We start from the raw sequence: 25,565 nt of genomic DNA, 5'->3' as shown, positions 1-25,565 counted from the left end.
GAAAAAAAAAGAGCAGAGGAGTCCCCTAAAAAAGGCGACTCTTAATAAAGATTATTTACCGCAGCCGCAACCGCCACCACCGCAAGAACCTGCGTCATCATTTTTAGAGGTGTCGAGGGAAAAAGGAAGGTACGCTGGGCAGAAACGAAACAGTGCGGTTGCCAGCAACACGATACCAATCAGCCCAAACCAGCTGTTAAAAATAACCCCTAAAATAATCACAGCAACACCCACAATTGCACGAAGCATTCGGTCTGTTTTTCCTACATTGCATTTCATCGTAAACTCCTTATCTAATTTGAATCATTATAAGACAATTCACCTTGTTCTGTCAGTAACATACGTTACAAAAGTGTTACAAAATCTCAATCGCTTTGCGGTGCAGCTTCACGAAGTTCTGTTTTTCAAGGTCTTTCAGCACGCGACTGATCACAACGCGCGATGTCCCCAGTGCTTCGGCGATCTCTTCATGTGTGGCTTGAACAATCTTGGAAGGATGTGCGTGAAGCCACTCCAAGATGCGACTGTCGAGTTTTTTAAATTTGATGTCTTGAATAAGTGTGGCAAGCGCGTCAAGTTTGATCGTAAAAAGTGAAAAAACATAGTTGAGGTACGAGGGCGAGCGGTGCATCAGGTATTTGACCACCTCTTCGCTGACCATCCAGCCTTCAACATCGCTAAGACTTTGTGCGGTTCCAATCGCAGGCGTTTGAGAGATGGTACTTGAGGTGTTGATGACGCATTGCTCGCCTTCTTTGAGCGCATACAGAGGGATTTTTTGGTCGTTTTTTACGTACATGTAAAGCTCAATTTCACCTTTACCAAGAAGCAAAATATCTTTGCAAATCGCTTCTTGGTAAAAAAGGATCGTATGTTTAGGAATCGACACGCGTTTAGCATGGTGTGAAAGATAGTCAAACTCTTCACTATTAAGCACTTTGGCAAATTCGAAATCGTGCAAATCAAGCATCTCAAACCTTTACATGTAAATAGATTATTGTACAAAAAAAAGAGAAAGAAATAGGCGTTATTAAGTGGCAGACAAAATAATAATGCAATTAATTTACTAAATGATAAAAATTACTATTGACAAATATTTATCAAAATGTTATTGTTTCGTTAGATTTAAAATTGAGAGTAAATTTATCTTAAAACAAGGAACATCCAATGGCAACAAACTCAAAAATCATGACAACAACCGCTGGAAATCCCATAGCGGATAACCAAAATTCTTTGAGTGCAGGTTCACGTGGACCGCTTTTAGTTCAAGATTATCAACTCCTTGAAAAACTGGCGCATCAAAATCGTGAGCGTATTCCTGAGCGTGTGGTTCATGCCAAGGGTTCGGCTGCATTTGGGACGCTTACCATTACACAGGACATTTCACGTTATACCAAAGCCAAAGTGCTTCAAAAAGGGGCTGTGACAGATCTCTTTTTACGTTTTTCAACCGTAGCAGGAGAGAGAGGTGCTGCGGATGCTGAGCGTGATGTAAGAGGCTTTGCGATTAAATTTTACACCGATGAGGGAAACTGGGACTTGGTGGGCAATAATACGCCCGTCTTTTTCATCCGTGATCCTCAAAAGTTTCCTGATTTTATTCACACCCAAAAACGTCATCCGCGTACCAATCTAAGAAGCAACACAGCAGCGTGGGATTTTTGGTCACTTTCGCCTGAGAGTTTACACCAAGTGACGATTTTAATGTCCGATCGGGGTCTTCCAAAAGATTTTCGTCACATTCATGGATTTGGTTCACACACCTACAGTCTTATTAATGCAGAAAATGAGCGTTTTTGGGTGAAGTTTCACTTTAAATCAGAACAGGGGATTGAAAATTATACCAATGCCGAGGCTGAAGCCGTTGTAGCAAAATCGCGTGAGAGTTCTCAAGAAGATCTCTTTAGTGCAATTGAGCGCCAAGAGTTTCCACGGTGGAAATTTAAAATTCAGATTATGACCAAAGAGCAAGCAGAAGTGTGTGCTTTCAATCCCTTTGATCTCACCAAAGTGTGGCCACATGGGGATTATCCATTGATCGATGTGGGTGTGATGGAGCTGAATCGCAATCCGCAAAATTACTTTGCTGAGGTGGAACAATCCTCGTTTAGCCCGTCCAATGTCGTTTCAGGCATTAGTTGGTCGCCCGATAAAATGCTCCAAGCCAGAGTCTTTTCCTATGCTGACGCGCATCGTTATCGTGTGGGAACGCACTATGAAATGTTGCCAATTAACCGTCCAAAAGTAGAGGTAAACACCTACCATGCTGATGGTTCTATGCGTTTAGATGTGCCTGATTTTGGTGATGCTTACTACGAGCCAAACAGCTTTGGCGGTCCCAAAGAGGACAAGACCTATTTGGAACCTGCATTTCCTGTCAATGGGGATGGCGATAGGTACGATCACCGCATTGGAAATGATGATTTTTCACAGCCAGGAGCGCTTTTTAGACTGATGAATGAAGATCAAAAAGCACAACTCTTTGGCAACATTGCAAGAGCCATGGATGGCGTGCCACGAGAGATTGTGGATCGTCAGATTGCTTTGTTTGACCAAGCCGACCCCGCTTATGGCGCAGGTGTGCGTCACGCTTTAGGCATCTAAAATGCAACCAATTTCCCAAGAAGAAGAGGCTCGCTACGCTGAGCTTCAGGAAATGGCGCTTGATTTTGCACGCAAAGGGCAGAGTGACATCTTAGCTTCCATGCTAGAAAGTGGTTTACATGTAAACCTATCGGATGCCAAAGGCAATACGCTCTTGATGCTTGCCTCGTATAATGGCGAGCTTGATACCACCAGAACGCTTATTGCGTATGGCGCTTCCGTTGATCAACGCAATGATCGAGACCAAACACCTCTAGGGGGAGCTTCATTTAAGGGCTATCTGGAGATTTGCAAAGTCTTGGTTGAAGCAGGTGCGAAGGTGCAGGCCGACAATGGCGGCGGACGAACGCCCATCATGTTTGCAGCACTCTTTGGGCGTGTTGCGGTTGTGGAGTATCTGCAAAGTGTTGGGGGAAAAGGGCGCGATGAAACGATTTCAGGAGTTTCACTGCGTCTTGTTGCCCGTGTCGTGTTGTCTCTAAAGATGCTTTTTACGGGAAAACCTAAAAACATTCTCAGCGCACGTAGCGCCTAAATGAGACCTAAAGCCTAAGCAAACCCTTTGTAGTTGGCTAAAAAACGCTTGATGCCCTCAGTCGCGAAGAGGGCTTCACTCCACGGTTTGGGGTCAATAATATCAAAGTGTTCCTCTTTTAGAACATACACGCACGCACGAATCAGCTCATTTTTAACCAGAAGCTCCACCTCTTTGCGTTCGTAATACTCGCCTTCAAAAGTATCAAGAATGATCCGATCTTCCTCGCTTATATCATAATAAACGACCCCCTCAACAAGCTCATCGGCTTGGAAAATGACAGGGTAAACATCATCTTTGACTGAACGTCTGGCATAACCTTGCAAGGTCGCTTTTTGCGAGAGATAATTGCCTTTAACCAGCCTGTTCCAGACGTCTTCAAACATCAATGATCCATACGTAAAGAGGTGTGTCATGTGCCTACTCCTTGATGAAAATCATACCTACTTTGTAACCATTTGGGTGCTTAAAAACTGTGCAAATGAAGGTATAATAATAGAAATCATCCGAGGTTTTCAATGTTTACATGTAAACTATCCAACACACATGAAGATTTTTGTGCCCTAACGCACGCTTTGGACACAGAACTGAATGCGCGCTATGGCAAAGTACAAGCACTGTACGATCAACACAATGTGATCGATCCTATCGAAACCGCATTGGTCGGGTATGAAGATGAATTGCCTGTGGCGTGCGGATGTTTTAAAAAGATCGATGCTAAAACGGTGGAGATCAAACGCATGTTTGTGCACCTAACGTATCGCAGACGTGGTTTTTCGTCACAGATTTTAGGTGCATTAGAGTCTTGGGCCGCGGAACTTGGCTTTAGCGAAGCGTGCTTAGAGACAGGTAAAGGGCAACCTGAAGCGATTGCGCTTTATGCCAAAATGGGGTATGCGGTCATTCCCAATTATGGACCTTATATGGGGATGGAAAACAGCGTCTGTATGCACAAAGTATTAAGGAGTTAACATGGTGTATTGTTCCTTCTCATCGCCTGTTGGATTGTTACTGATCTCAGCGAATGAGCGTGGCATTTGCGCTTTGGATTTTGATGATAATGGCGAAATTCTTAAAGATTCAAATCAACATATTGAGCTCTTAAAAAAAGAGTTAGAGGCCTATTTTTCGGGAAAACTCAAAACCTTTAGCGTGCCGTTGCACCCCAAAGGCACCTTCTTTCAGCAAGGTGTGTGGAATGTGCTTCAAAACATTCCATACGGTGAAACCATCTCGTACAGCCAAGAAGCAGAGCTTCTAAAACACCCCAAAGCCACGCGCGCCGTTGCGAACGCGAATGGCAAAAATAAAATCGCTATTATCATTCCCTGCCACCGCGTGATCGCTAAAAATGGTGGCATCGGAGGCTACAGCGGAGGATTGTGGCGTAAAGAGTATTTATTAGCATTGGAGCAGAAATATCGATGAACGTAGTTTTAGCCATTGATTCATTTAAAGGGTGTGCGAGCTCTCAGGAACTCTCATCGTGGATAGAAGAGGGCATTAAAGAGGTTTACCAAGAGGCAAGCGTCACTGCGTGTTATATCGCCGATGGTGGAGAGGGAATGTTAGCGGCGATCATGCAAAATGTGCGTGGAGAAATCGTTACATGTAAAGTCCATGACCCGTTGATGAATCCGATCAGCGCGCAGTATGGTATTTTAGAGGATGGCATAACCGCGGTCATTGAAATGGCACAAGCAGGGGGACTTCCGCTCGTTCCCAAAGAAAAACGTAATCCGCTTTTGACCACAACCTTTGGGGTGGGTGAGATGGTGAAAGATGCCATTGCAAAGGGGTGTCGTAAGTTTATCGTTGGCATCGGTGGCAGTGCGACCAATGACGCGGCACTTGGGATGCTTCAAGCGCTTGGGTATCGCTTTTTGGATGAAACGGGCAATGAGCTTGGTTTGGGTGGAGCGATTTTGGAGGATGTGCATCATGTGGATGAAAGCCATGTACTACCAGCGCTTAAAACATGCGAATTTACCGTCGCGTGCGATGTAGATAACGTCATGTATGGACCTCGTGGTTCAGCGCACATTTATGCAGGGCAAAAAGGTGCAGATGCTGCTATGATCGAGCGACTTGATGCAGGGATGCAGCAGTTTACGCAGGTGCTTAAAAACACGCTGGGCAAAGATGTGGCGATGAATGCAGGCTCAGGTGCAGCGGGCGGCATGGGTGGCGGGATGCAAGCCTTTTTAGATGCGACACTTCGCTCGGGCATTGAGATTATTTTAGATCAGATCGGCTTTGATGCACACCTTAAAGAGGCAACGCTCGTCATCACAGGAGAAGGGCGCATCGATCAGCAGTCGTTAATGGGTAAAGTGCTCAGTGGCGTCTCCAAACGTGCCCAAAAAGCGGGTGTTCCCCTCATCGCTTTAGGCGGTGGCATTGCCGATGAACTTGAAGAGCACAAAGGCGTGGACGCACTGTTTTCCATTATGCGCTACCCGATGAGTTTGGAAGAGGCGATGGAAAAACCGAGGGCTGAAAAACTTGTTAAACAGAGTGTGAAAGAGATATTTAGACTCATAAAATTAGCGAAAAATTCTGCCTCGTAAAAGGCAAAAGCACCACAGGTGCGTGGGCATTCTGCCAAGGATTACCCAGTGTTAACGTAGTTTTTAAAGCTTTGCTTTAAAAGCGTGTCAAGAGTTCTGCTAAGAACTCCAATTAAAATGAAAAAGAGACCTATGAAACACGCAGAACTTGTTTGTATTAATGACTATTTAAGGCAATACCGTAAAATTTCCTCGATTTACCGTGTGGATGACAGTGTCTTGCGCATTATTTTTGAAGCGGGAGAGCCGTTGTTTGTTGACCTTGGGCGTGGGGATTCGTATATGTTTTTTAAAGAGGACTTTAAACAAGCGAAGCGTTATACAGCACCCTTTGATGTGTTACTTGCCAAGCGATTTTCTAATGCGAAGATCGAATCGATGGACGTGGAAGAGGGCAATCGCATTTGGCGCATTGGGGTGTTGGCGAGTTCGAGTTACAAAGCGATGCGTACAACCTTGCAGTTGGAGTTTACGGGGCGCAATACCAACGCGATCATTTTAGATGAAAACGAAGTGGTGTTAGAGGCGATGCGACATATTGACTCCAGTGTTTCGTTTCGCAGTGTTAAGGTCAATGAAATACTGGAAAAATTACCGCCCAAAGAGCTTAAAGAGAAGCCTTTTGACCTGAACGTAACCCTTGAGGAGTACCTTAAAGGCTCGTACGAAAAACGTTTACATGTAAAGATCGAAGAGATCAAAAAACAGAAAATCGCGCAGGTGGAGAAAAAGATCACGAAGCTTATCCAAGCGATTGATGCACTCGAAAATGAAGCGGAGTTGATGCTTAAAAGTGATGAAGCGCAAAAAGAGGCGACGTTGGTTTTGGCGCATTTACACACGAATGTCATTAAGGGTTACCAAGAGAGTGTGACATTACACGATTTTGAAGGAAACGCTGTTACCATTGTGTTACCCCAAGCGCAAACGCCTCAAATGGCGGCCAATCTGTTGTTTAAAAAGTCAAAAAAACTGCGCCAAAAAGCGCTCTCGGTGCATCGTCAAAAAGAGAACTTGGAAGAGAAACGACTCTTTTTAGAGCGCATGGTCGGTGTCATCAACGCGGCACATGATCCTGAAGAGATTCAGATTTTAGTGCCAAAACAGCGCAAATCAAAGCAAAAAGGCGACGAAAGCAATTTGTATGAGACTTTTTTGCTAGAGGGTTATCGAATTTTGCTCGGTAAAAACGAAAAAGGGAACATAGCACTCTTGCAAGAGGCAAAAAAGAACGATATATGGTTACATGTAAAAGATATGCCTTCCTCCCATGTGATTATTTGTACCGAAAAACAGAACGTTCCTGAATTGGTTTTGATATTTGCCGCAAAACTGTGCGTTGAGTTTAGCCTCACTCAAAAAGGTGGCTATTTGGTCGATTATACCAAACGCAAAAACGTGAAGCCTTTTGATGGAGCGAATGTTGCTTATGAAGAGTATCAAACGCTTAAAATTTACAAGGAATAAACGCTTAACTTTTTCGTTAAGAAGTTTTCTGGCTCGTAGAGCCAAGCTTTAGCGCCTAGTGCAGCGTAGGTTCTTGGGCTTTGCCTAAGAAGCGTATCAAAATAGATAAGGAGTAGAGCCAAAGCTCTTTTTTTAGCCTTCCCAACTTGCCCAAAAAGGAGGAGAGTATTATGCCTGTAGGACCAATTGGAAATGTGATTTATGCCAACCAAATGATAACCGTGCAAGCGGGAAAACAGATGGACTACCAAAACAGCGTTCAAATGCAAAGTGCCATAGCTTCTGCCCTGCAAAACGAAAAAGAAGAGATCGTTGAAGATGTCAGACCAGCGGAAGAAACCTATAAAATCGACCCTGAACACGAGCATGAGCATCAAAGACGTGAAGAAGAAAATGGCGCAACAGAAGAGCAAATGAAGCAAAAAGAGGAGCTTGCTGAGCATCATGACGCGAAAGAGGAAGAAGTTCCTGCGGTACAGAACGGTCATTTGGACATTAAAGCTTAGCCTCACCTTGACTTTGCTATGATTGCTGCTTAACACAACACCATTAAAAGAGTCTCTATGAACTTGAAAGCACTCTACGAATCCAATAAACAGCGCGTTTTCACGGGCTTAGTGATGGCGGCATTTGCCTCATTGGTTGCATTTTTAAACAACGCACTTTTAACATGGCTTATTTTAGGCGTCATGTATCTGTTTGCCTTTTACGAGGCGATGAACCTCTTTGACGTCAAAGACAACAAACTGTATGTGTATGCCGTGCTGTTATGGCTCGCGGCGTTTATCTACCCCAATCCAGATGATCTTATTTACCTCGCCATCATTGGCTTTTTAGCGGTTATGGCGTACACGAAAAAGGTTGATTATAGGCTTCTCGCTCCATTTTTATACCCTTCCGTTTCAATGCTGTTTCTCTACGCGCTCTACCACGATTTTGGTATGTCCGTTTTAGTATGGTTGGTTATCGTTGTCGCACTCACCGATACGGGGGCTTATTTTGTAGGTAAAAGCATTGGTAAAACATCTTTTTCGCCCACCTCTCCCAATAAAACGCTCGAAGGTGTCATCGGTGGCGTTCTCATTGCTACGGTTGTGGGCGCACTGTATGGCACGTTTTTGATTCCTCTGTGGCTCTCTGCCATTATCGCCCTTGTGACATCCATTGCTTCTGTTTTTGGCGATCTTTTCGAGAGTTACCTCAAACGCGAAGCGGGCTTAAAAGACAGTGGCAATCTTTTCCCAGGACACGGTGGCATGCTAGACAGACTTGATGGCTACCTTTTTGGCGGTGTCGTTATGGTCATTCTGCTTCGAGGGCTCGCGTAAGTGGTACTTCTAGGCTCAACAGGCTCCATTGGCGTTAACGCGCTCCTGATCGCCAAACGCTTTGGCATTACGGTGGAAGCACTGGTTGCAGGCAAAAACATAGCACTTCTCAACGAACAGATAAAAGAGCACCAACCCAAATACGTCGCTATTAGTGATGTAAAAGATCGCCCTTTGGTAAATCATCCCAATGTTTTTGTTGGCAAAGAGGGCATTTTAGAACTGCTTCAAAAAACGCAGAGTTTTTTGGTCGTCAATGCGTTGGTAGGCTTTGCAGGACTCGCTCCTAGTATCGAAGCGCTACGCCTTGGCAAACGTTTGGCTTTGGCAAATAAAGAATCCCTTGTCGTTGCAGGGCATCTGCTTGACACTTCTCATATTACGCCCATTGACAGTGAACATTTTGGACTGTGGTATCTTTTAGGTAAACGTCCCGTTCGTGGCATGACGATTACGGCAAGCGGTGGAGCGTTTCGTGACACACCACTCAATGAACTTGCTCAAAAATCCTTTCAAGATGCCCTCAAACATCCGAATTGGAGTATGGGCGCAAAAATTACCATCGATAGTGCAACGATGACCAATAAACTTTTTGAACTTTTGGAGGCCAAATGGCTGTTTGGCGTTGACAAGCTGGATGCCATCATTGAGCCTAAGTCGTTGATTCACGCCTTTGTTGATTTTCAAGATGGCAGTACCACCGCACATTTAGCCGCAGCCGATATGAAACTTCCTATCGCTTTTGCCCTTTTAGGTGAAGTTGAAGAGCCGATCTTACCTTCCATTGATTTAGCTTCCATTGGCTCATTCTCGTTTCAAAAAATTGAGCCAGCACGCTATCCGATTTGGGAGATTAAAGACGACGTATTAGCGCATCCAACGCGCGGTGTTGTGATCAATGCTGCCAATGAAGTGGGCATTACCAAGTTTTTCAACCAAGAGATTACCATTTTAGAACTGGCAGAGCGAACGATTAAAGCGTATCGACACTTTGAAGATGCGATTCCTAAAACATTGGATGAGGTTTTTGAGATTGACCGTGAAGTTCGTCGTTACTGCTTATCGTTTTAGCTTTACATGTAAAGAGTTTTCAACACACAAAATTTCCATAGTGAGGGATTGATGTTACACAAGACAGATTATAATTTTAGACTCAGGGACAGCATTATTGGGTTGCAGTTCTTATTTGTTGCTTTTGGGGCGTTGGTTTTAGTTCCCATTTTGACAGGGCTTGATCCTAACGTTGCGCTTTTTACCGCAGGGTTTGGAACGCTTCTGTTTCAGCTCACCACGCGTGAGCAGATTCCTCCGATTTTTTTGGCGTCTTCGTTTTCGTTTATTGCGCCGATTATTTATGGGCTTAAAACGTGGGGACTCGCAGGCACCATGTGTGGTCTTGCGGCGGCAGGGTTGTTCTACTTTTTTCTCAGTGTTCTCGTACGTGTTAAAGGCTCAGACTTTTTGCATAAAATCTTCCCAGCCGTTGTTGTAGGACCCGTGATTATGACGATTGGTTTGATTCTCTCGCCTGTTGCAGTCAATATGGCGATGGGAAAAACAGGCGATGGTGCGATTGTTTTAGTGCCTCTCAATCAAGCGATGATGGTTTCGATGTCCGCACTGATTGTCACGCTTTTAGTCGCCCTTTTAGGCAAAGGTGTGCTTAAATTATTGCCTATTTTGTGCGGTATTATTGCAGGCTATACGGTTTCATTGATCTTAGGCATTGTCAGTTTTGACTCAGTAGCCAAAGCGGCATGGTTTGCAATGCCAAATTTTGTGACACCCGAATGGAATCTTGAAGCGATCATCTACATTTTACCGATTGCGATAGCCCCAGCGGTAGAGCATGTCGGTGGTATTTTAACGATCAGCAATGTAACGAAAACCGATTATCTGAAAAAGCCAGGTTTGAAAACCACGCTTTTGGGTGATGCGATTGCAACGACTGCAGCTTCCATGCTTGGTGGCCCTCCCAATACAACCTACTCTGAAGTCACAGGTGCCGTCACGATTACCAAAGCGTACAATCCTGCCATTATGACATGGGCGGCGATTTTTGCCATTGTGTTAGCGTTTGTGGGAAAACTTGGTGGTCTTTTGGCGACGATTCCCGTACCTGTTATGGGCGGCATTTTACTGCTTCTTTTTGGCATTATCGCGTCCATTGGTTTAGGCACAATGGTGAGAGAGAAAGTCGATATGAACGATCCTCGCAATATGATCATCGTCTCGATGATTTTGGTTTTAGCCATTGGTGGTATGGTTGTTGATATGGGTGGTGTGGCATTTAGTGGCATCGGTTTAGGTGCGATTGTGGGCATCGTGCTCAATTTGGTGTTGCCAAAAGGGCATCATATTAGTGAACAGTAAGGAAGATAGATGGAAATGATTGAAAAATGGGTTGCAATCCTCTCAGGTATTGTTTGGGGTGCTCCTATGTTGGTTTTGTTGGTTGGTACGGGAATTTACTTGACGATTATTTTAAAAGGGATGCAGTTTTGGGCATTGCCGCATGCGTTAAAGCTTATTTTTCACAAAGAGCCTGATGGCGAGGGTGAAATCAGTCACTTTGCTGCACTCATGACAGCCCTTGCGGCAACCGTGGGTATTGGTAACATTGTAGGGGTTGCTACGGCAATTACACTTGGCGGACCCGGAGCGGTTTTTTGGATGTGGATGACAGGGCTTGTGGGGATGGCGACCAAATACTCGGAAGCCGTACTCGCAGTGAAATACCGTCAACATAGTCACCACCATGGTTTCAAAGGTGGCCCGATGTACTACCTCACCTACGGTCTTAACATGCCAAAATTGGGTATGGCATTTGCTATTTTTACCGCCATTGCGGCATTTGGTATTGGCAATATGACCCAAGCCAATGCGGTTGCGCAGATCTTATACACGGAAATGGCCATTCCGACATGGATTACGGGTGTGGTTCTGCTTACGTTAACTGCAGTGGTTATTTTAGGTGGCATTAAATCCATCGGAAACTTTACCTCCTTTCTGGTACCGTTTATGATTTTGATTTATGTCTCTGTCTCTTTGGTTATTTTAGCGATGAACCTCGATAAATTGGGTGGCGCTTTTGAGTTGATTTTCTACCATGCGTTCAATCCAATTGCCGCAGGTGGCGGATTTGTCGGTGCTACGATGGCAGCGGCTATTCGTTATGGTGTCGCGCGTGGCGTATTTTCCAACGAATCAGGTCTAGGATCTGCTCCTATTGCAGCAGCCGCTGCTAAAACGAACGATCCTGTGCGTCAAGCATTGGTCAGCATGACTCAAACGTTTATTGATACGTTGGTTGTCTGTACGATGACAGCACTGATTATCTTGATCTCTCCATTTTGGCAACAAGGTATAAGCCCGAGTGCGCTAACGATGCAGAGTTTTCAGCTCTATCTTGGCTCTTTTGGTGGGGTTGTGGTCATTATTTCAACCGTACTATTTGCCTATTCGACGATTTTGGGATGGAGTTATTACGGTGAAAAAGCATTTGAATATATTTTTGGTGAGCGTTTCATCCGCTTGTACAGAGTTTTATTTATCGCGGGCGTCATGGTCGGCTCGATGCTGAAACTCGAATTTGTATGGAATTTTTCAGACCTTACCAATGGTTTGATGGCGATTCCTAACCTCATAGCGCTTCTGCTTCTCTCTAAAGTCATTTCGGCTGAGAGTAAGCGCTATTTTGAGAGCCTCAAGTAAGGAAAATGTAAAAGCATGTTTCGCCTCTCGTTCGCATTTGCCGCCATTGCGGTGCTTTCCCTCATTAATTTTTACAGTTACAAGCGCTTTTTAAAGCGCTTGGACATTTTTTGCAAGATTCAAGGCGTGATTAAATGGGTGATGATTGCCATGACATTATGCGAAATTTTTTACTTTGCCGTCTTGCGTTTAGACAATCTTGATCCGATTTTATACCTGCTTTTTTCCGCAATGATCGGTGTTTCGTTTATGCTCTTTTGCGTGGCGATTGTCTACGATCTGTTTCAAATTCCTTATGCGAAAATCCCTCATGACTATTCAAGACGGCTGTTTATCAAGATGGTTTTTGATGTCACGATGCTTATTTTGGCGTTTTCCTACATCGCCAAAGGGTTTCTGAATGGCATGAAAGCGCCTCGTGTTAAGGAGGTGGATGTTTATATCGACGGGCTGAAATCGGAGCTGAGTATTGTTCAGATCACCGATTTGCACATCGGTAAAACCCTTGGTAAAGACTTTATGGATGCTGTGGTGAAGCAGATCAATGCGCTTGATGCTGACATTGTCGTGATTACAGGCGATTTAGTCGATATGCCTGTGAATCAAATTGGCGATAAACTCGACTCCCTCCGCTCCATCGAGAGTCGTTTGGGCGTGTACTATGTGCCGGGGAATCATGAGTATTTTTACGGGGTCAACGCGATTATGGATCATGTTCGCTCTTTGGGCGTGCACGTGCTCTCCAATCGCTCCATCGTCATCAATCATGCGATCAACCTTGCAGGTGTCATGGATATGATGGGCAAACGTTTCGACTTTGAGCCACCCGATCTTGCCAAAGCGCTTTTACATGTAAAGCCAGAATTGCCGACGATTTTGCTTGCCCATCAGCCAAAATTTGTTAACGAGATCAACGATGAAAAGATCGATCTGATCCTAAGCGGTCACACGCATGGTGGGCAAATTTTCCCTTTTGGGCTCTTGGTGCTTTTAGATCAGCCTTATCTCAGTGGGCTGTATCAGCACTCCAAACAGACCCAAATTTTTGTTAGCAATGGGGCGGGTTATTGGGGACCAGCGGTGCGTATTTTAGCTCCAAGTGAAATTGTCAAACTTACTCTCAAAGTCAAAAAAGTATGAAACAGTTCCTTTTTCTTCTCGTATTTTCGCTTCTTTTTGCAGGCTGTAGTGCCAAGCAAGACGCTTTACATGTAACGCCCAATAGTGTCTCTGCGCTAACCACCGAACTGACGCATTTAAGCGACACGGTGGACTATCAAGAGGCGCGCATGTTTGCGTATGAAGCACTGCTTTATCCACAGATTTTGGCTGAGCGTTATGGGCTTGTCTATCCGCCAACATTTCATAATTTTTTGATCAACACGGGGCTCAAAGAGCGCGGACTCTGTTATGAGTGGAGCGAAGATATGATCACCCATCTGAAAAACCTCAAATACCAAAGTTTTGATCTGCGCTGGGGTGTCGCGAATAAGGGCGAATTTAATGAACACAACTCCGTCGTTGTGGTTGCTAAAGGAGAACCTTTTCGCACAGGTATTTTGATCGATCCATGGCGCAATTCAGGCGTGCTTTACTGGGCAAAATTGGGCGATGATCCTGAGTACAAATGGGTTGAAAATCTTGAGCGAAGTCGTTATTATGGAACGATTGGAGAGTGATCGAGCTTTTGCAAAATAATGCGAACCACACTCGCACGTCCAACATGTTTATCGCCTTCGTTTAAGACGATGACCTCTTGAGAGAGTTTGAGAATTTTGCACGGAAGCGCTTTTGCGATATCTAAAATATCGTTGAGATCATACAGCAGCGCGATATTTTTAGGCCCGCCACTTTCAAAATGAATCTGACTCTCACTGAACAGTTCCGCAACAAAATAGCCATGTGGAGCCAGCGCTTCGAGTGATTTTTCAAACAGCATTTTTTGGTTCTCTTTGGGCAGATGAAGGTAGGTACACACCACGGAATCATAGAGTTGATCGGGCTCCCAATACTCCAAAAGCGTATGGCGCGTTTTAACAAAAACATAACTCTCTTTCGCCCTTCTGCGCAGTTTAAGCAAGGCGATATCGGAAATATCAAGGGCCTCGACTTCAAGTCCCTTATCGGCAAGAAAGATGGCATTACGTCCTTCGCCTTCGCCCAGACACATCACGGTTTTGAGATTTAAAAAGAGCTCTGCATTTTCTTTGATGAAATTATTGGGCGCTTCCCCGTAGATGAGATTTTTCGTTTGAAACTTGGCATTCCAAAATGCTTGCATCCTGCACCTTTTGCTTTTTATATAGAATTCTTAATACGTCTTTAAAGCAAAGCTCTAAAGACTACGTTAACACTGGGTTTTCTTCGGCAGAATGCCCACGCACCTTTGGTGCTCTACCTTCTTGCAAAATGAATTTTGCAAGAACATTCGTGTCACACAATTTAGATCAATGACTTTGTTTTTAAATTGTATTAAAATCGTTACTAAATAACAAGGAGCAACCTATGAAATACCCTGCTTTTTTTGATACAACAGCATCTATAACGCTCTATGACCCACTTTCTGAAGCGTTAGGTGCCTTTGAGGAGGGCAAAATCACGTTTAGCTACGGCGATGTGGTCAAAAGTGCAGGGCACAGCTGCCCTACGATGGCAGGAGCGTATCTGATGATGAGAGAAGGGCTTAAAGCGCTTTATCCTCACACTCTGCCCGAGCGAGGTGCGGTGAAAGTATTTTTTAAAGAGCGCCAAAATGAAGGAACAACGGGCGTGATCGCCAATGCGTTTTCCCTCATCACGGGTGCTACGGATTCATGGGGATTTAAAGGGATTGGTGGTGCGTATAAACGTAACGATTTGATGGTTTTTAACGCAGATATTCCTTTACATGTAAGGATGCTGCGCGTGGATACACAAGCCTTTGTGGATGTGGCGTATGACCCTCAAAAGATTGAGTCAGACCCTAGCCTACAGCCTTTGATGCAAAAACTACTCACAAAAACCTTGGATGAATCAGAAAAAGTGCTCTTTAGAGAGCTATGGCAGAAAAGGGTAGCCAAAATTTTAGAAAATTTTGATAAAGTAATAACCATAAAATAATCCTTATCAGGCTGGAGTGCGCATTGCTGAGCTTAAAGAAACAAAATATTACCAAATGGATTGTTTTTTTGCCAGCGTTTGCCATTTTGCTGACCTTCTCGATTACGTTGGTTATTGTGATCACCGCAGAGCGCGCGGAGTACCAAAAATCCCTTGATAACACACGCATTGCTTATGTAAAACGTTCCAAAGCGCAAGCGCAAGAGCGCATTGATAAACTCGTGGAGTACATCAATGAAAATGAGAAATTTATCATGCGTGAAGCCAGAGACGAGATCAAAAATATCGTCAATCTTTCGTATCAAATTATCAATGATATTTATACCGAAAACCCTAATCTTCCCCGTGAACAGATCTTGCAAAAAATCAAAAACAAACTTCGAGATACACGCTTTTTTAGTGATTTGAGTGGGTATTATGTGGTTTTTGGGTTGGATGGAACGTGTGTCATGCACGGTGCCAATAAAGAGTTAGAGGGTAAAAATTTTCTTGATGAGCAAGATGAGAACGGTCGATTTTTTATCAAAGAGGGGATTGAGCGGCTTAAAGCAGAAGAGGCTTTCTCTTTAGTTTACCCTTGGAAAAACCCTAGAGATACAAACGTACGCACTAAAATAGGCTATGTACGACAATTTTCTCCTTTAAACATCTATGTCGCTAGTGGTCGGTATGAAGATGAAGTGCGAGAGCGCATCAAAAAAGAGACCCAAAAACTGCTGTTAAATACCAAGTATGGTGAATACGGTTACATCTTTGCGTACGATTATGATGGGTACACGATCTCCCATGGTGATCACTCTTTGGTTGGGAAAAATAGACTCGATGTCGTGATCAATGGGCATTCCGTGATCAAAGATATTGTCGAAGGGGGCAAGCGAAATCTTGAGGGCTTTTTCATGACCTATGTCGCTTCGTATCATCCCACGGCGGAGGATCGCAGCAAGATCTCTTTTATTCGCCCCATCCCCCAATTTAGGTGGGTTATTGGCACAGGTGCCTATCTTTTTGAGGAGAACAATGCTCTTTTAGAGCAAGAACAATTGCTGCGCGCTAAAATGCAATCCACCATCATCAATATGCTAGCCGTTTCCCTTATCATTATGCTTTTAGTGATGGGCATTATGTTTTTTATCTCAACGAAGCTTCGATCGGTTTTATCTCGCTACGAAAATCATCTTTTGCTGAGCAATAAACAGATTCGTGAGCAAAAATTGGTGTTTGAAACGCTGTATCAAAAGTCTGCCGATGGTATTTGGTTACTCAAAGAGGGTATTTTTGTTGATTGTAACGAAGCCATCATACGTATGTTTAAAGCCAGCGATAAAAAAGAGCTCATCAATGTAACCCTCTCCGATCTCTCTCCTGAATTTCAACCCGATGATCAAAGTTCGTATGAAAAAGCGCTCTGGATGAATGCGTTAGCGTCGCAACAAGGGGTGCATAAGTTTGAGTGGCAAGCAAGGGCATGTGATGGGGCGCTGTTTTGGATCAGTGTGATGATGACAACGATTCGCATGGATAAAGGCATCATCCAGCACTGTTCGGTACGAGATATTACGATGCGTAAAGAGCTTGAGGAAGAGAATAAAAAGCAGAAAAAACTCTTAATTCATCAAGTAGAACACGATACGCTCACGGGGCTTCCCAACCGCAATCTTCTGCAAGACAGGCTCACCCAGTCGATCAAAAAAGCGAGTCGTGATAACAAAGTGTTAGGCGTGATGTTTGTGGATGTCGATAAATTTAAAAGTGTCAATGACTCCTTGGGGCATGACGCGGGCGATATGCTTTTAAAAACGATTGCAGGACGGATGCAAAACAGTGTGCGTGAGACCGATACGGTAGCGCGTCTGAGTGGGGATGAGTTTATCGTCTTGCTCGATGGGTGTAAAGATGTGAGCGATATTTTTATTGCGATTAAAAAGCTGGTCAATGCTTTTCAAGAGCCCTTCTGTTTAGGAAATGAGAGCTTTAAAATCACGATGAGTATTGGGGTGAGTGTGTACCCCAATGATGGTGAAACGGCGAGTAAACTGCTTAAAAATGCCGATATTGCCATGTACAAAGCCAAATCCAAAGGGCGCAATCGCTACGTCTTTTTTGACCAAGAGATGAACGAAGAGACGAATGAGCATCTTGAAGTAGAAAAAAGTTTAAATAAAGCACTTGCCAATGATGAGTTTGTTATTTTTTATCAACCGCAGATTAACCTTCAGACCGATAAAATTGTGGGATTTGAAGCGTTGATACGGTGGAATCATCCGACCAGAGGCCTTACCGCACCAGGGTATTTTATTCACATTGCTGAAGAGAGCGAACTGATCGTTGAGATTGGTAATTGGGTCATCAAAGAGGTCATGCGCCAAATTAAAGCATGGTATGACATGGGCCTTGATCCTGGTAAAACGGCGATCAATATCGCAGGAAAACAGCTCGAATCTGCGGGGTTAGTCGCGTTTATGATTCAAAGTTTACGGGAGAGCGGCTGTAAGCCTGAATGGATTGAGATGGAGATTGTGGAGCGGTTTATTATGAAAGACACCTCCAAATCCATCGCCCTTTTAAAGCGTTTTCGAGAACTGGGTGTAGACATTTCCATCGACGATTTTGGAACAGGGCACTCCTCCTTGGCGTACCTGAAGCAGCTTCCGATCACAAAGCTTAAAATTGATCAAAGTTTTGTGCAAAATTTGGAAGAGAGTGGGGCAGATCGCGCGATTGCACGCACCATCATTGAACTTGGCCGTGGGCTTGGGCTTAAGGTGCTTGCAGAAGGTGTGGAGACGAAAGGGCAAAAAGAGTTTATTTACAGCAGTGGGTGTGAATTGATGCAAGGGTATCTCTTTAGCAAACCCATACCTGCGCACGATGTGGAGCTCTTATTGAAAAATCAAGCGCACATGTTATAATCACATAGAATAATGACCAACACATAGGGCGAAAATGATACGAAGAGACTTTTTAGGAGTGATGGGCGCAACGCTTATCGGGAGTTTAGCACAAGCCGATGAGCTGAAACATCCTGATATTTGGATTAAAAATGAACACAAAGCCGTCTTTGAATCTGTCATTCAAAAACTGGATAAGGTAGAACATACCGTTGGATATGCAAACTTCAATCTAATCTCCTTTGATGAAACCCTAAAAATCGCTAAAAATTTCCCTAAAATTGGTGCCTTCACGCCTACTGAAATTGCCTATATGGAAGAGATTTTTTACACCGACCCTGTGATCTATGGCTTTTACGGGAAGCGGACGATTGAGCATTTAAGCGATACGATCCAAGAAAAAGATGTGATCAAGATAGATGGTACAGGGCATTATGTTTACCGTGACATCTCCCAAGAGCTTTTACTTCGTTTGATGAAAGATATTGGACCGACCCTTGTGTTAACCTCAGGCGTGCGCAGTGTGGTCAAACAGCTGAGCCTCCATCTCGAAAAAATAAAAAATGAAAATGGCAACATCACTATGGCATCGCGCTCGCTCGTGCCTCCAGGATTTTCATACCACTCTGTGGGTGATTTTGATGTGGGTAAACGTGGTTGGGGACATCAAAATTTTACAGCAAATTTCGCACGTACCGAGGAGTTTTGGAATCTGCAAAAACTCTCCTATGTCTCAACACGCTACACCATTGGCAATGGCGATGGCGTCAGGTTTGAGCCGTGGCACGTGAAGATTGTGTAGATGATTTTAAGCATTGAAAGCAGCTGCGATGATAGCTCGATTGCGATCACGCGCCTTAAAGACAAAAAACTTCTTTTTCATAAAAAAATCTCCCAAGATGCGGAACATGCTCAGTATGGTGGCGTGGTTCCTGAACTGGCTGCCCGTCTACACGCGGTGACATTGCCCAAGATACTGGAAGAGGCAAAATCCTATTTTTCACAGCTTAAAGCGATTGCGGTAACGAATGAGCCAGGGCTTTCGGTGACACTGGTTGAGGGTGTGAGTATGGCAAAAGCGCTCAGTGTGGCGCTGAATCTTCCGCTTTTGGGTATCAATCATCTCAAAGGGCATATCTGCTCTTTGTTTATTGAGGCTGAAACGCTTTTCCCTCTCGATGTTTTACTGGTTTCGGGCGGACACACACAGCTTTTACATGTAACGAATTTGGACGAGATAAAGCTCCTTGCCACAACGATGGATGATAGCTTTGGTGAAAGTTTTGACAAAGTGGGAAAAATGCTCGGACTGCCTTATCCTGCAGGCGCCATTATCGAAAGATACGCTAAAAAAGGCAATGCAAAGCGGTTTGATTTTACAATTCCGCTGCAAGGTACCTCTTCCTCACTGCTGGCGTTTAGCTATTCGGGGCTTAAAAATCAAGTGAGGCTCTGCATTGAAGCACACGGGAATCTTGATGAGCAAACCATCTGCGACATCTGCGCTTCGTTTCAACGCGTAGCGGTTGCCCATCTGATGCAAAAGATCAAAAAAGCGTACAAAGAGCGCTCTGTGGAGCATTTTGGAGTCGTAGGTGGAGCAAGCGCCAATTTGTACTTGCGAGGTGAACTCGAAGCTTTTTGCGCCTCCAAAAAAGCCAAACTGCACACGGCTAAAATGGAGTTTTGCTCCGACAATGCCGCTATGATCGGGCGTTGTGCCGTGGAAGCGTACCACAAAGACGCTTTTGTCGCCGTCGCCGATTTGAAAGTACGCAGTTCATCGAAAGATATTTTTTATTAGAGTTCTTTGCAGAACTCTTTACATGTCTTTAAAGCAAAGCTCTAAAGACTACGTTAACACTGCGTTTTCCTCGGCGGAATGCCCACGCACCTTTGGTGCTTTTTACGTCTTGCAAACTTAGTTTTGCAAGACGTCTATTAACTATAAAGCTAAAGGATGATAATCTCTTCTTCCAGTTTCACCCCAAAGCGCTTGAAAACCTCTTCTTTCACTGATGCGATTAGTTCTATCGCTTGCGCGTAGCTTCCCCCACCACAATTCACCAAAAAGTTGGCGTGAACAGGGCTAAACATCATAGCGCCTACGCGTTTGCCTTTAAAGCCAGCCTCTTCAATAAGTTTGCCTGCGAAATTACCCACAGGGTTTTTAAAACAGCTTCCTGCACTTGCCTCTTTGGGTTGATTATCGCGCATTTGTTTGAACATCGCGAGCAGATTTTCATCAAAACCTTCTTTACATGTAAAGGTTGCTTCATAGACGACACCTTCGATTTTGGCGAAGCGGTAGCCGTGTTTTATCTGTGCTTTTTCAACCCATCCCTGTTTGGTTCGAATCGCACTAAGGTTGTTGAAAATCTCCCACTCTTTAAGTCCTGCATTCATCGCGATCATGCCTCCAAGCGTTCCGGGGAGTTTTTGCATCAGTTCAAAGCCTGAGAGGTTGTGTTTTTTAGCAAAGGAGAGCATCTTTCCACTCGGTGTTGCACCGCCTACATGTAAAACATTTTCTTCCAAACGAATGAAGTCAAAACATTTATCCAGCATCGCAAGAGGCGGTGGATTGGGGCTTACAAGAAGGTTGTTCGCGCCTCCAATCAGACGGTAGTTTTCGGGCAGAGGTGCCAGAGAATCCAGCAGTAAAACATCGACGATCGGGCCAATTTTGATGCTGGAGAAGGTCGAGAAATTAACGGTTTTCGTCATTAAAAGATAAACGAAGGGATCATATCAATAATGCGAGTGGTAAACTCGATCATCATGTTCATCATCCACGGCATTGTCAAAATGGCAACCACAATGGTGATAAGAATTTTGGGCACAAAGCTCAGGGTTGATTCGTTGATTTGCGTTACGGCTTGAAAAATACTAATCGCTAGACCTGCCACCAACCCAGCAAGAAGCATCGGCATGGAGAGAAGAAGGGCTATTTTAAATGTTTCAACGCCAAGACCGATAAGCTTTGCTTCCATTCAATCGCTCCTTTTAGCTGTTGCGCAGTGCGTCGTATTCTTTGGGAATAAGATAGTCGCGTGCCTTGATGGATTGGTCGTAAAAGCCATGTTTAAAGCCGATTTCAAAGAGTGTGTCAATCGCTTGGTACTGAAGATCGCTCATTTCGATGGAGTGTTCATTGGCATAAAGTCCTAGGTATTTTTTCAGCGTTGCTTGATCGACACGAACCAGATTTCGCTCAAGCAGCATTTTTGAAAGAACTCCTTGGTGCGTATGTGCGACATTGACGGCTTGAATGAGTGCATCTTCGCAAACAATCGCTCGCGAAATGGGCATCGAGCGACGAAGCGCCATGCCGCCTAAAGGAAGTGGAAGCTCTTCTTTGCACAACTCTTTCCAGATGTCCCAGAGCTCTCGTTCAACCACGAGCTCATCGCTAAAATTGAGGATACTCTCATGAATCAAAACTCCCGCATCCACTTCGCCATCCAACACGGCTTGCTCGATCTCTAAGAAGTTTTTGTAGATGATGCGCGCTTCAGGATAAGCGATTTTAAATAAAAGTGCATTGGTCGTATGGGTTCCACTGAGGGCTACTTTAAAATTGCGTTTGAGTTTGGACGCTTGTTTCTTCACAAGCTTAGGCCCATACCCTTCGCCAAAACTCACCGCAGTACGCAAGAGCGCGTATTCACTGCGAATTTTAGGGTAGAGTGCGAAGCTAATGGCAGTAATATCATAACTGTTTTTCAGAGCTTCAACATTCAAGGTTTCTATGTCAAGCGCTAGATTTTCAAAGCTAAGTTCAGGGGTGCTCACCCAGCCAAATTTAATGGCATAATACATAAAAATATCATCAGCATCGGGTGAATGCGCTACGGTTAAGGTTTTCAAAAGTATCCTTACAAAAGTGTTAGGATTATTCTAACATATTACATATTGAAATATTTTGAACCGCTTTTGTAAAAATCGTATAGAATTGCTTCAAAGGGCTTTTTCAAGCTCAAAATGATAAAATAATAACACTATAAAAGAGGTAGTACAATGCAAATCGACGAAAATAAAAGAAAAGCACTTGACCTTGCGATCAAACAGATCGACAAAGCGTTTGGAAAAGGGGCACTGGTCAGACTAGGCGATAAAGTGGTTGAACCCATTGCATCCATTAGCACGGGTTCCATTGGGCTCGATCTTGCCCTTGGAATCGGTGGTATTCCTCAAGGTCGTGTGATTGAAATTTACGGACCTGAGAGTTCGGGAAAAACGACATTGTCGCTTCAAATCATTGCGGAGTCTCAATCCCAAGGCGGTGTCTGCGCCTTTGTCGATGCCGAGCATGCCCTTGATGTCAAATACGCAGGAAATTTGGGCGTAGACATCGAAAACCTTTTGGTTTCGCAACCCGATTTTGGTGAACAAGCACTCGACATCGTTGAGACATTGGCACGCAGTGGCGCAGTAGATGTGATCGTTATTGACTCGGTCGCAGCTCTGACACCAAAGAGTGAGATTGAAGGCGATATGGGCGATTCGCACATGGGCGTTCAAGCAAGACTCATGAGTCAAGCCCTTCGTAAACTCACCGCAGTGGTACACAAAATGAATACCACCGTTATTTTTATCAACCAAATTCGTATGAAAATCGGTACGATGGGTTATGGTTCCCCTGAAACGACAACGGGTGGAAATGCCTTGAAATTTTACGCTTCCGTGCGTATTGATGTGCGTAAAATCGCGACCCTTAAACAAGGCGAAGAGCAGATTGGTAACAGAGTCAAAGCCAAAGTCATTAAAAATAAAGTGGCACCTCCGTTTCGTCAAGCGGAGTTTGATATTATGTTCGGCGAAGGTATCTCAAAAGAGGGCGAAATGGTCGATTATGGTGTCAAGCTTGACATCATCGATAAAAGTGGCGCTTGGTTTAGTTACAATGAGACAAAATTGGGGCAAGGTCGAGAGAATGTAAAAGCATTTTTAAAAGAAAACACAGCGTTAGCGTTAGAAATTGAAGAGAAAATCAAACAAGCAATCGGTGGCAATGCGATGGTTATGACATGTGGTGCCGATGAGATAAAGGAAGATGAATGATCTATATCGAAGATATTGCAGCAGACGAAGTACTCGATAGTCGTGGCAATCCAACGGTTCGTGCCAAAGTAACCCTTAGCGATGGAACCGTTGCCAGTGCGATTGTACCCAGTGGCGCAAGTACGGGCAAACGAGAAGCGTTAGAATTACGAGATGCGGACAGTCGCTATATGGGCAAAGGTGTGCTCAAAGCGTGTGAAAATGTGAATACTGAAATTTCAGATGAACTCATTGGTCTTAACCCGTTTAATCAAGCAATGATTGATGAAACGATGAAAAAATTGGATGGAACCGAAAACTATGGACGCTTAGGCGCAAACGCAGTTTTGGGTGTCTCTATGGCAGTTGCGCGCGCTTCTGCTATGAGTCTAGGCATTCCACTCTACCGTTACCTTGGTGGAAGCAACGCTATGACGCTTCCAACGCCTATGTTTAATATCATCAATGGCGGAAGCCATGCCAATAACAGCGTTGATTTTCAAGAATACATGATCATGCCACTTAATTTTGAGAATTTTTCTGAGGCACTCAGATCATGCGTTGAAGTCTATCATCAGTTGAAAAAAATCATCGCAGGCATGGGTGAGAGCACAGCACTTGGTGACGAGGGTGGTTTTGCGCCCAATTTGAAAGACAATGAAGAGCCGATTAAAGTGATTATGCAAGCGATTGAAAAAGCAGGTTATAAACCGGGCATTGATATTGCGATTGCTCTGGATGTTGCTAGCAGTGAGCTTGTGTGTGATGGTGGTTATAAACTTGACTCTGAAAAAAGAACACTCAGCAGTGCTGAGCTTGTAGCATACTATGAGAACCTTTGCGCGAAATATCCGATTGTTTCGATCGAAGATGGTTTGAGTGAAGATGACTGGGATGGCTGGAAACTTTTGACCGAGAAATTGGGTTCAAAAATTCAACTTGTGGGCGATGATCTTTTTGTGACCAATGAGAAAATCTTAGGCGAGGGCATTGCCAAAGGTATTGGTAATGCAATTTTGATTAAACCCAATCAAATTGGCTCTGTCACAGAAACCATGCGAACGGTTCGCCTTGCACAACGCAACAACTACAAATGTGTGATGAGTCACCGAAGTGGTGAGAGCGAAGATGCGTTTATTGCCGATTTTGCCGTAGCGTTGAATACCGGTGAGATCAAAACAGGCGCAACAGCTCGCGGTGAGCGAACGGCTAAATACAACCGTTTGCTCGAGATCGAGAAAGAGCTTGAGCTTGGCGAGTACATAGGAAAACAACTCTTTACTAAATGAGTGATGTTTTAGACGAATTTGACGATGAAGCCGAAGAGAGCGGAAGATCTGCTCTCTTTTATCTCAAAATTTTATCGTTAGTGGTTTTGGTCGTTGGCTTTGGACTCTATATCGGAGATGTTTTATTTGGAAAAAGCTCACTGGATGTGCTTTTAAATCTCCAAGCCGACAAAGACACGTTAACTTCAAAAATCAAAAGTCTCAAAGATGAGAATGCTGTGTTACAAAAAGAGTACTTTGAATTGCGACAATTGGACCCCGATCGATAATTAAGGAGAGCAGATGCAGAAGATTCTTTGGCTTTTTCTATCTCTTGCAGTGATATTAGAGGCGAGAGAAAATCCTTTTGAGACAAGTATGTCTCCGCAAACGGTGGGGAAAACCACACAAATTAAAGACGAATTAACCGACTTTAAAAGCACCACGCTAACCCTTCCAAGCAGCGCACGTATTTTAAAAAGTGCTTCTGTAACGTTTCAAAATTTAGACGGATCTATCAGCGAAGAGATTGTTGCAATTGATCAGAATGTTGATTGGCATTTACCACTTATGTTAAGTCAAAAAACAGAAACCAATGCGCCTATACCGAGTGTCCCTGTTGTAACACCACTACCAATTGAGAAAAAAGATCTTCCACCCGCACCGATTCTCAAAGAGGAAAAACCCTCCTCAACGGCTAATGCAAACGCAAGTAACGCCTTTAAGTTAAATGAAGATCTCTCCTTTTTTATCAATCAAAACGAGATTACTATTTTTACCAAAGAGAGTAAAATCCGAGATTTTCTCATTGCTGATCCTTACAAGGTTGTGATCGATTTTAAAAAAGTGAATGCGTACGGAACGAAAAGCTTAGAGTTTAACAAAGCACCTTTTGTCTCTGCAACGTTAGGTAGTCATGATGGATTTTACCGTATTGCACTCTTACTCGATGGGCATTATCGTTATGATTTGCAAGCGTTTAATGGTGGGTATATTGTTAAATTGAAGTAGGAAAAGGGTTTTACATGTAAGGGAAAATCCTTACATGT

28 protein-coding genes are annotated in these 25,565 nt (G+C 44.0%); 21 read left to right on the top strand and 7 right to left on the bottom strand.

The genetic code is table 11. The features are described from left to right. Positions 1–51: 51 nt before the first annotated feature. Both SHALO_RS14860 and SHALO_RS14855 read right to left on the bottom strand, forming a co-directional pair. Positions 52–279, bottom strand: coding sequence for a YgaP family membrane protein (locus SHALO_RS14860; RefSeq protein ID WP_069479223.1), 228 nt, complete (start codon positions 277–279; stop codon positions 52–54). Between the two features lie 76 nt (positions 280–355). Next, positions 356–970, bottom strand: coding sequence for a Crp/Fnr family transcriptional regulator (locus SHALO_RS14855; RefSeq protein WP_069479222.1), 615 nt, complete (start codon positions 968–970; stop codon positions 356–358). A 197-nt stretch (positions 971–1,167) separates the two neighbouring features. Between SHALO_RS14855 and SHALO_RS14850 the strand changes: the two genes are divergently transcribed. Next, positions 1,168–2,604 carry a catalase gene (locus tag SHALO_RS14850; RefSeq protein WP_069479221.1) on the top strand — a complete coding sequence of 479 codons (1,437 nt, stop codon included), beginning with the start codon at positions 1,168–1,170 and terminating at the stop codon, positions 2,602–2,604. Between the two features lies 1 nt (position 2,605). Continuing rightward, entirely contained in the window at positions 2,606–3,139 is a 534-nt protein-coding gene (locus SHALO_RS14845) for an ankyrin repeat domain-containing protein (RefSeq protein WP_069479220.1), read from the top strand. Between the two features lie 14 nt (positions 3,140–3,153). Here SHALO_RS14845 and SHALO_RS14840 read toward each other — a convergent pair whose 3' ends face one another. Next, a complete protein-coding gene (locus SHALO_RS14840) occupies positions 3,154–3,555 on the bottom strand; it encodes a gamma-glutamylcyclotransferase family protein (RefSeq protein ID WP_069479219.1) in 402 nt (133 codons plus the stop codon). Between the two features lie 102 nt (positions 3,556–3,657). Here SHALO_RS14840 and SHALO_RS14835 point away from each other — a divergent pair, with 102 nt between their 5' ends. The 11 genes from SHALO_RS14835 (at position 3,658) to SHALO_RS14785 (ending at position 13,897) form a co-directional block, all read left to right on the top strand. After that, positions 3,658–4,110, top strand: a complete 453-nt coding sequence (locus SHALO_RS14835; protein WP_069479218.1) for a GNAT family N-acetyltransferase — start codon at positions 3,658–3,660, stop codon at positions 4,108–4,110. A 1-nt stretch (position 4,111) separates the two neighbouring features. Beyond that, positions 4,112–4,567 (top strand): methylated-DNA--[protein]-cysteine S-methyltransferase, encoded by a 456-nt coding sequence (locus SHALO_RS14830; RefSeq protein WP_069479217.1) that lies wholly within the window; start codon positions 4,112–4,114, stop codon positions 4,565–4,567. Next, positions 4,564–5,709: a glycerate kinase family protein gene (locus tag SHALO_RS14825; protein ID WP_069479216.1), complete on the top strand. Its 1,146-nt coding sequence runs from the start codon at positions 4,564–4,566 to the stop codon at positions 5,707–5,709. The genes SHALO_RS14830 and SHALO_RS14825 overlap by 4 nt, the downstream gene beginning before the upstream one ends. A gap of 132 nt (positions 5,710–5,841) precedes the next feature. Beyond that, entirely contained in the window at positions 5,842–7,176 is a 1,335-nt protein-coding gene (locus SHALO_RS14820) for an NFACT RNA binding domain-containing protein (protein WP_069479215.1), read from the top strand. A 170-nt stretch (positions 7,177–7,346) separates the two neighbouring features. Continuing rightward, positions 7,347–7,682 carry a hypothetical protein gene (locus tag SHALO_RS14815; protein WP_069479214.1) on the top strand — a complete coding sequence of 112 codons (336 nt, stop codon included), beginning with the start codon at positions 7,347–7,349 and terminating at the stop codon, positions 7,680–7,682. A gap of 57 nt (positions 7,683–7,739) precedes the next feature. Next, complete coding sequence (locus SHALO_RS14810) at positions 7,740–8,504, top strand: phosphatidate cytidylyltransferase (RefSeq protein WP_069479213.1); 765 nt, start codon at positions 7,740–7,742, stop codon at positions 8,502–8,504. After that, a complete protein-coding gene (gene dxr / locus SHALO_RS14805) occupies positions 8,505–9,575 on the top strand; it encodes a 1-deoxy-D-xylulose-5-phosphate reductoisomerase (RefSeq protein WP_069479212.1) in 1,071 nt (356 codons plus the stop codon). Between the two features lie 51 nt (positions 9,576–9,626). Beyond that, the gene (locus SHALO_RS14800; protein WP_069479211.1) at positions 9,627–10,877 is read left to right on the top strand and encodes a uracil-xanthine permease family protein; all 1,251 of its coding nucleotides are present in this window, start codon (positions 9,627–9,629) and stop codon (positions 10,875–10,877) included. Positions 10,878–10,886: 9 nt separating this feature from the next. Next, a complete protein-coding gene (locus SHALO_RS14795; RefSeq protein ID WP_069479210.1) occupies positions 10,887–12,218 on the top strand; it encodes an alanine/glycine:cation symporter family protein in 1,332 nt (443 codons plus the stop codon). 15 nt (positions 12,219–12,233) lie between these two features. After that, a complete protein-coding gene (locus SHALO_RS14790; protein ID WP_069479209.1) occupies positions 12,234–13,358 on the top strand; it encodes a metallophosphoesterase in 1,125 nt (374 codons plus the stop codon). Further along, complete coding sequence (locus SHALO_RS14785; RefSeq protein ID WP_069479208.1) at positions 13,355–13,897, top strand: hypothetical protein; 543 nt, start codon at positions 13,355–13,357, stop codon at positions 13,895–13,897. The genes SHALO_RS14790 and SHALO_RS14785 overlap by 4 nt, the downstream gene beginning before the upstream one ends. On the opposite strand, the gene SHALO_RS14780 is transcribed toward SHALO_RS14785, so the two are convergent. Further along, the gene (locus SHALO_RS14780; RefSeq protein ID WP_069479207.1) at positions 13,876–14,499 is read right to left on the bottom strand and encodes an SAM-dependent methyltransferase; all 624 of its coding nucleotides are present in this window, start codon (positions 14,497–14,499) and stop codon (positions 13,876–13,878) included. The two genes, SHALO_RS14785 and SHALO_RS14780, sit on opposite strands and share 22 nt — an antisense overlap. Positions 14,500–14,723: 224 nt before the next feature. Here SHALO_RS14780 and SHALO_RS14775 point away from each other — a divergent pair, with 224 nt between their 5' ends. From SHALO_RS14775 to tsaD, 4 genes are read left to right on the top strand one after another with little or no spacing between them, the layout of a single operon-like run. Continuing rightward, positions 14,724–15,317, top strand: a complete 594-nt coding sequence (locus SHALO_RS14775; RefSeq protein WP_069479206.1) for a hypothetical protein — start codon at positions 14,724–14,726, stop codon at positions 15,315–15,317. A 23-nt stretch (positions 15,318–15,340) separates the two neighbouring features. After that, positions 15,341–18,226 carry a bifunctional diguanylate cyclase/phosphodiesterase gene (locus SHALO_RS14770; RefSeq protein ID WP_069479205.1) on the top strand — a complete coding sequence of 962 codons (2,886 nt, stop codon included), beginning with the start codon at positions 15,341–15,343 and terminating at the stop codon, positions 18,224–18,226. A 34-nt stretch (positions 18,227–18,260) separates the two neighbouring features. Next, on the top strand, positions 18,261–19,007 hold the full coding sequence (locus SHALO_RS14765; RefSeq protein ID WP_025346258.1) for a M15 family metallopeptidase: 747 nt from the start codon (positions 18,261–18,263) through the stop codon (positions 19,005–19,007). After that, positions 19,008–20,009, top strand: coding sequence for a tRNA (adenosine(37)-N6)-threonylcarbamoyltransferase complex transferase subunit TsaD (gene tsaD, locus SHALO_RS14760; protein ID WP_069479204.1), 1,002 nt, complete (start codon positions 19,008–19,010; stop codon positions 20,007–20,009). A 149-nt stretch (positions 20,010–20,158) separates the two neighbouring features. On the opposite strand, the gene SHALO_RS14755 is transcribed toward tsaD, so the two are convergent. From SHALO_RS14755 to SHALO_RS14745, 3 genes are read right to left on the bottom strand one after another with little or no spacing between them, the layout of a single operon-like run. Then, complete coding sequence (locus tag SHALO_RS14755; RefSeq protein ID WP_069479203.1) at positions 20,159–20,932, bottom strand: UDP-N-acetylmuramate dehydrogenase; 774 nt, start codon at positions 20,930–20,932, stop codon at positions 20,159–20,161. Next, on the bottom strand, positions 20,932–21,198 hold the full coding sequence (fliQ, locus tag SHALO_RS14750) for a flagellar biosynthesis protein FliQ (RefSeq protein ID WP_025346255.1): 267 nt from the start codon (positions 21,196–21,198) through the stop codon (positions 20,932–20,934). Before fliQ ends, SHALO_RS14755 begins: the two co-directional genes overlap by 1 nt. Before the next feature lie 13 nt (positions 21,199–21,211). Continuing rightward, the gene (locus SHALO_RS14745) at positions 21,212–22,075 is read right to left on the bottom strand and encodes a menaquinone biosynthesis family protein (RefSeq protein WP_069479202.1); all 864 of its coding nucleotides are present in this window, start codon (positions 22,073–22,075) and stop codon (positions 21,212–21,214) included. Between the two features lie 156 nt (positions 22,076–22,231). On the opposite strand from SHALO_RS14745, the gene recA reads away from it, so the two are divergent. From recA to SHALO_RS14725, 4 genes are read left to right on the top strand one after another with little or no spacing between them, the layout of a single operon-like run. After that, positions 22,232–23,269, top strand: a complete 1,038-nt coding sequence (recA, locus tag SHALO_RS14740) for a recombinase RecA (RefSeq protein ID WP_025346253.1) — start codon at positions 22,232–22,234, stop codon at positions 23,267–23,269. After that, entirely contained in the window at positions 23,266–24,537 is a 1,272-nt protein-coding gene (gene eno, locus SHALO_RS14735) for a phosphopyruvate hydratase (RefSeq protein WP_069479201.1), read from the top strand. Before recA ends, eno begins: the two co-directional genes overlap by 4 nt. Continuing rightward, positions 24,534–24,806, top strand: coding sequence for a septum formation initiator (locus tag SHALO_RS14730; protein WP_025346251.1), 273 nt, complete (start codon positions 24,534–24,536; stop codon positions 24,804–24,806). Before eno ends, SHALO_RS14730 begins: the two co-directional genes overlap by 4 nt. A 13-nt stretch (positions 24,807–24,819) precedes the next feature. After that, positions 24,820–25,527 carry an AMIN domain-containing protein gene (locus SHALO_RS14725; protein ID WP_069479200.1) on the top strand — a complete coding sequence of 236 codons (708 nt, stop codon included), beginning with the start codon at positions 24,820–24,822 and terminating at the stop codon, positions 25,525–25,527. Positions 25,528–25,565 lie beyond the last annotated feature (38 nt).

The sequence above is a fragment of the Sulfurospirillum halorespirans DSM 13726 genome (assembly GCF_001723605.1).
Lineage (GTDB): Bacteria > Campylobacterota > Campylobacteria > Campylobacterales > Sulfurospirillaceae > Sulfurospirillum > Sulfurospirillum halorespirans.
Note: the sequence above shows the minus strand (reverse complement) of the source record. Positions and strands in the feature narration are given on the sequence as shown.

Coding starts and splice junctions, on each gene's coding strand:
- SHALO_RS14860 (WP_069479223.1), bottom strand. CDS start 279: ATGAAATGCAATGTAGGAAAAACAGACCGAATGCTTCGTGCAATTGTG.
- SHALO_RS14855 (WP_069479222.1), bottom strand. CDS start 970: ATGCTTGATTTGCACGATTTCGAATTTGCCAAAGTGCTTAATAGTGAA.
- SHALO_RS14850 (WP_069479221.1), top strand. CDS start 1,168: ATGGCAACAAACTCAAAAATCATGACAACAACCGCTGGAAATCCCATA.
- SHALO_RS14845 (WP_069479220.1), top strand. CDS start 2,606: ATGCAACCAATTTCCCAAGAAGAAGAGGCTCGCTACGCTGAGCTTCAG.
- SHALO_RS14840 (WP_069479219.1), bottom strand. CDS start 3,555: ATGACACACCTCTTTACGTATGGATCATTGATGTTTGAAGACGTCTGG.
- SHALO_RS14835 (WP_069479218.1), top strand. CDS start 3,658: ATGTTTACATGTAAACTATCCAACACACATGAAGATTTTTGTGCCCTA.
- SHALO_RS14830 (WP_069479217.1), top strand. CDS start 4,112: ATGGTGTATTGTTCCTTCTCATCGCCTGTTGGATTGTTACTGATCTCA.
- SHALO_RS14825 (WP_069479216.1), top strand. CDS start 4,564: ATGAACGTAGTTTTAGCCATTGATTCATTTAAAGGGTGTGCGAGCTCT.
- SHALO_RS14820 (WP_069479215.1), top strand. CDS start 5,842: ATGAAACACGCAGAACTTGTTTGTATTAATGACTATTTAAGGCAATAC.
- SHALO_RS14815 (WP_069479214.1), top strand. CDS start 7,347: ATGCCTGTAGGACCAATTGGAAATGTGATTTATGCCAACCAAATGATA.
- SHALO_RS14810 (WP_069479213.1), top strand. CDS start 7,740: ATGAACTTGAAAGCACTCTACGAATCCAATAAACAGCGCGTTTTCACG.
- SHALO_RS14800 (WP_069479211.1), top strand. CDS start 9,627: ATGTTACACAAGACAGATTATAATTTTAGACTCAGGGACAGCATTATT.
- SHALO_RS14795 (WP_069479210.1), top strand. CDS start 10,887: ATGGAAATGATTGAAAAATGGGTTGCAATCCTCTCAGGTATTGTTTGG.
- SHALO_RS14790 (WP_069479209.1), top strand. CDS start 12,234: ATGTTTCGCCTCTCGTTCGCATTTGCCGCCATTGCGGTGCTTTCCCTC.
- SHALO_RS14785 (WP_069479208.1), top strand. CDS start 13,355: ATGAAACAGTTCCTTTTTCTTCTCGTATTTTCGCTTCTTTTTGCAGGC.
- SHALO_RS14780 (WP_069479207.1), bottom strand. CDS start 14,499: ATGCAAGCATTTTGGAATGCCAAGTTTCAAACGAAAAATCTCATCTAC.
- SHALO_RS14775 (WP_069479206.1), top strand. CDS start 14,724: ATGAAATACCCTGCTTTTTTTGATACAACAGCATCTATAACGCTCTAT.
- SHALO_RS14765 (WP_025346258.1), top strand. CDS start 18,261: ATGATACGAAGAGACTTTTTAGGAGTGATGGGCGCAACGCTTATCGGG.
- tsaD (WP_069479204.1), top strand. CDS start 19,008: ATGATTTTAAGCATTGAAAGCAGCTGCGATGATAGCTCGATTGCGATC.
- SHALO_RS14755 (WP_069479203.1), bottom strand. CDS start 20,932: ATGACGAAAACCGTTAATTTCTCGACCTTCTCCAGCATCAAAATTGGC.
- fliQ (WP_025346255.1), bottom strand. CDS start 21,198: ATGGAAGCAAAGCTTATCGGTCTTGGCGTTGAAACATTTAAAATAGCC.
- eno (WP_069479201.1), top strand. CDS start 23,266: ATGATCTATATCGAAGATATTGCAGCAGACGAAGTACTCGATAGTCGT.
- SHALO_RS14730 (WP_025346251.1), top strand. CDS start 24,534: ATGAGTGATGTTTTAGACGAATTTGACGATGAAGCCGAAGAGAGCGGA.
- SHALO_RS14725 (WP_069479200.1), top strand. CDS start 24,820: ATGCAGAAGATTCTTTGGCTTTTTCTATCTCTTGCAGTGATATTAGAG.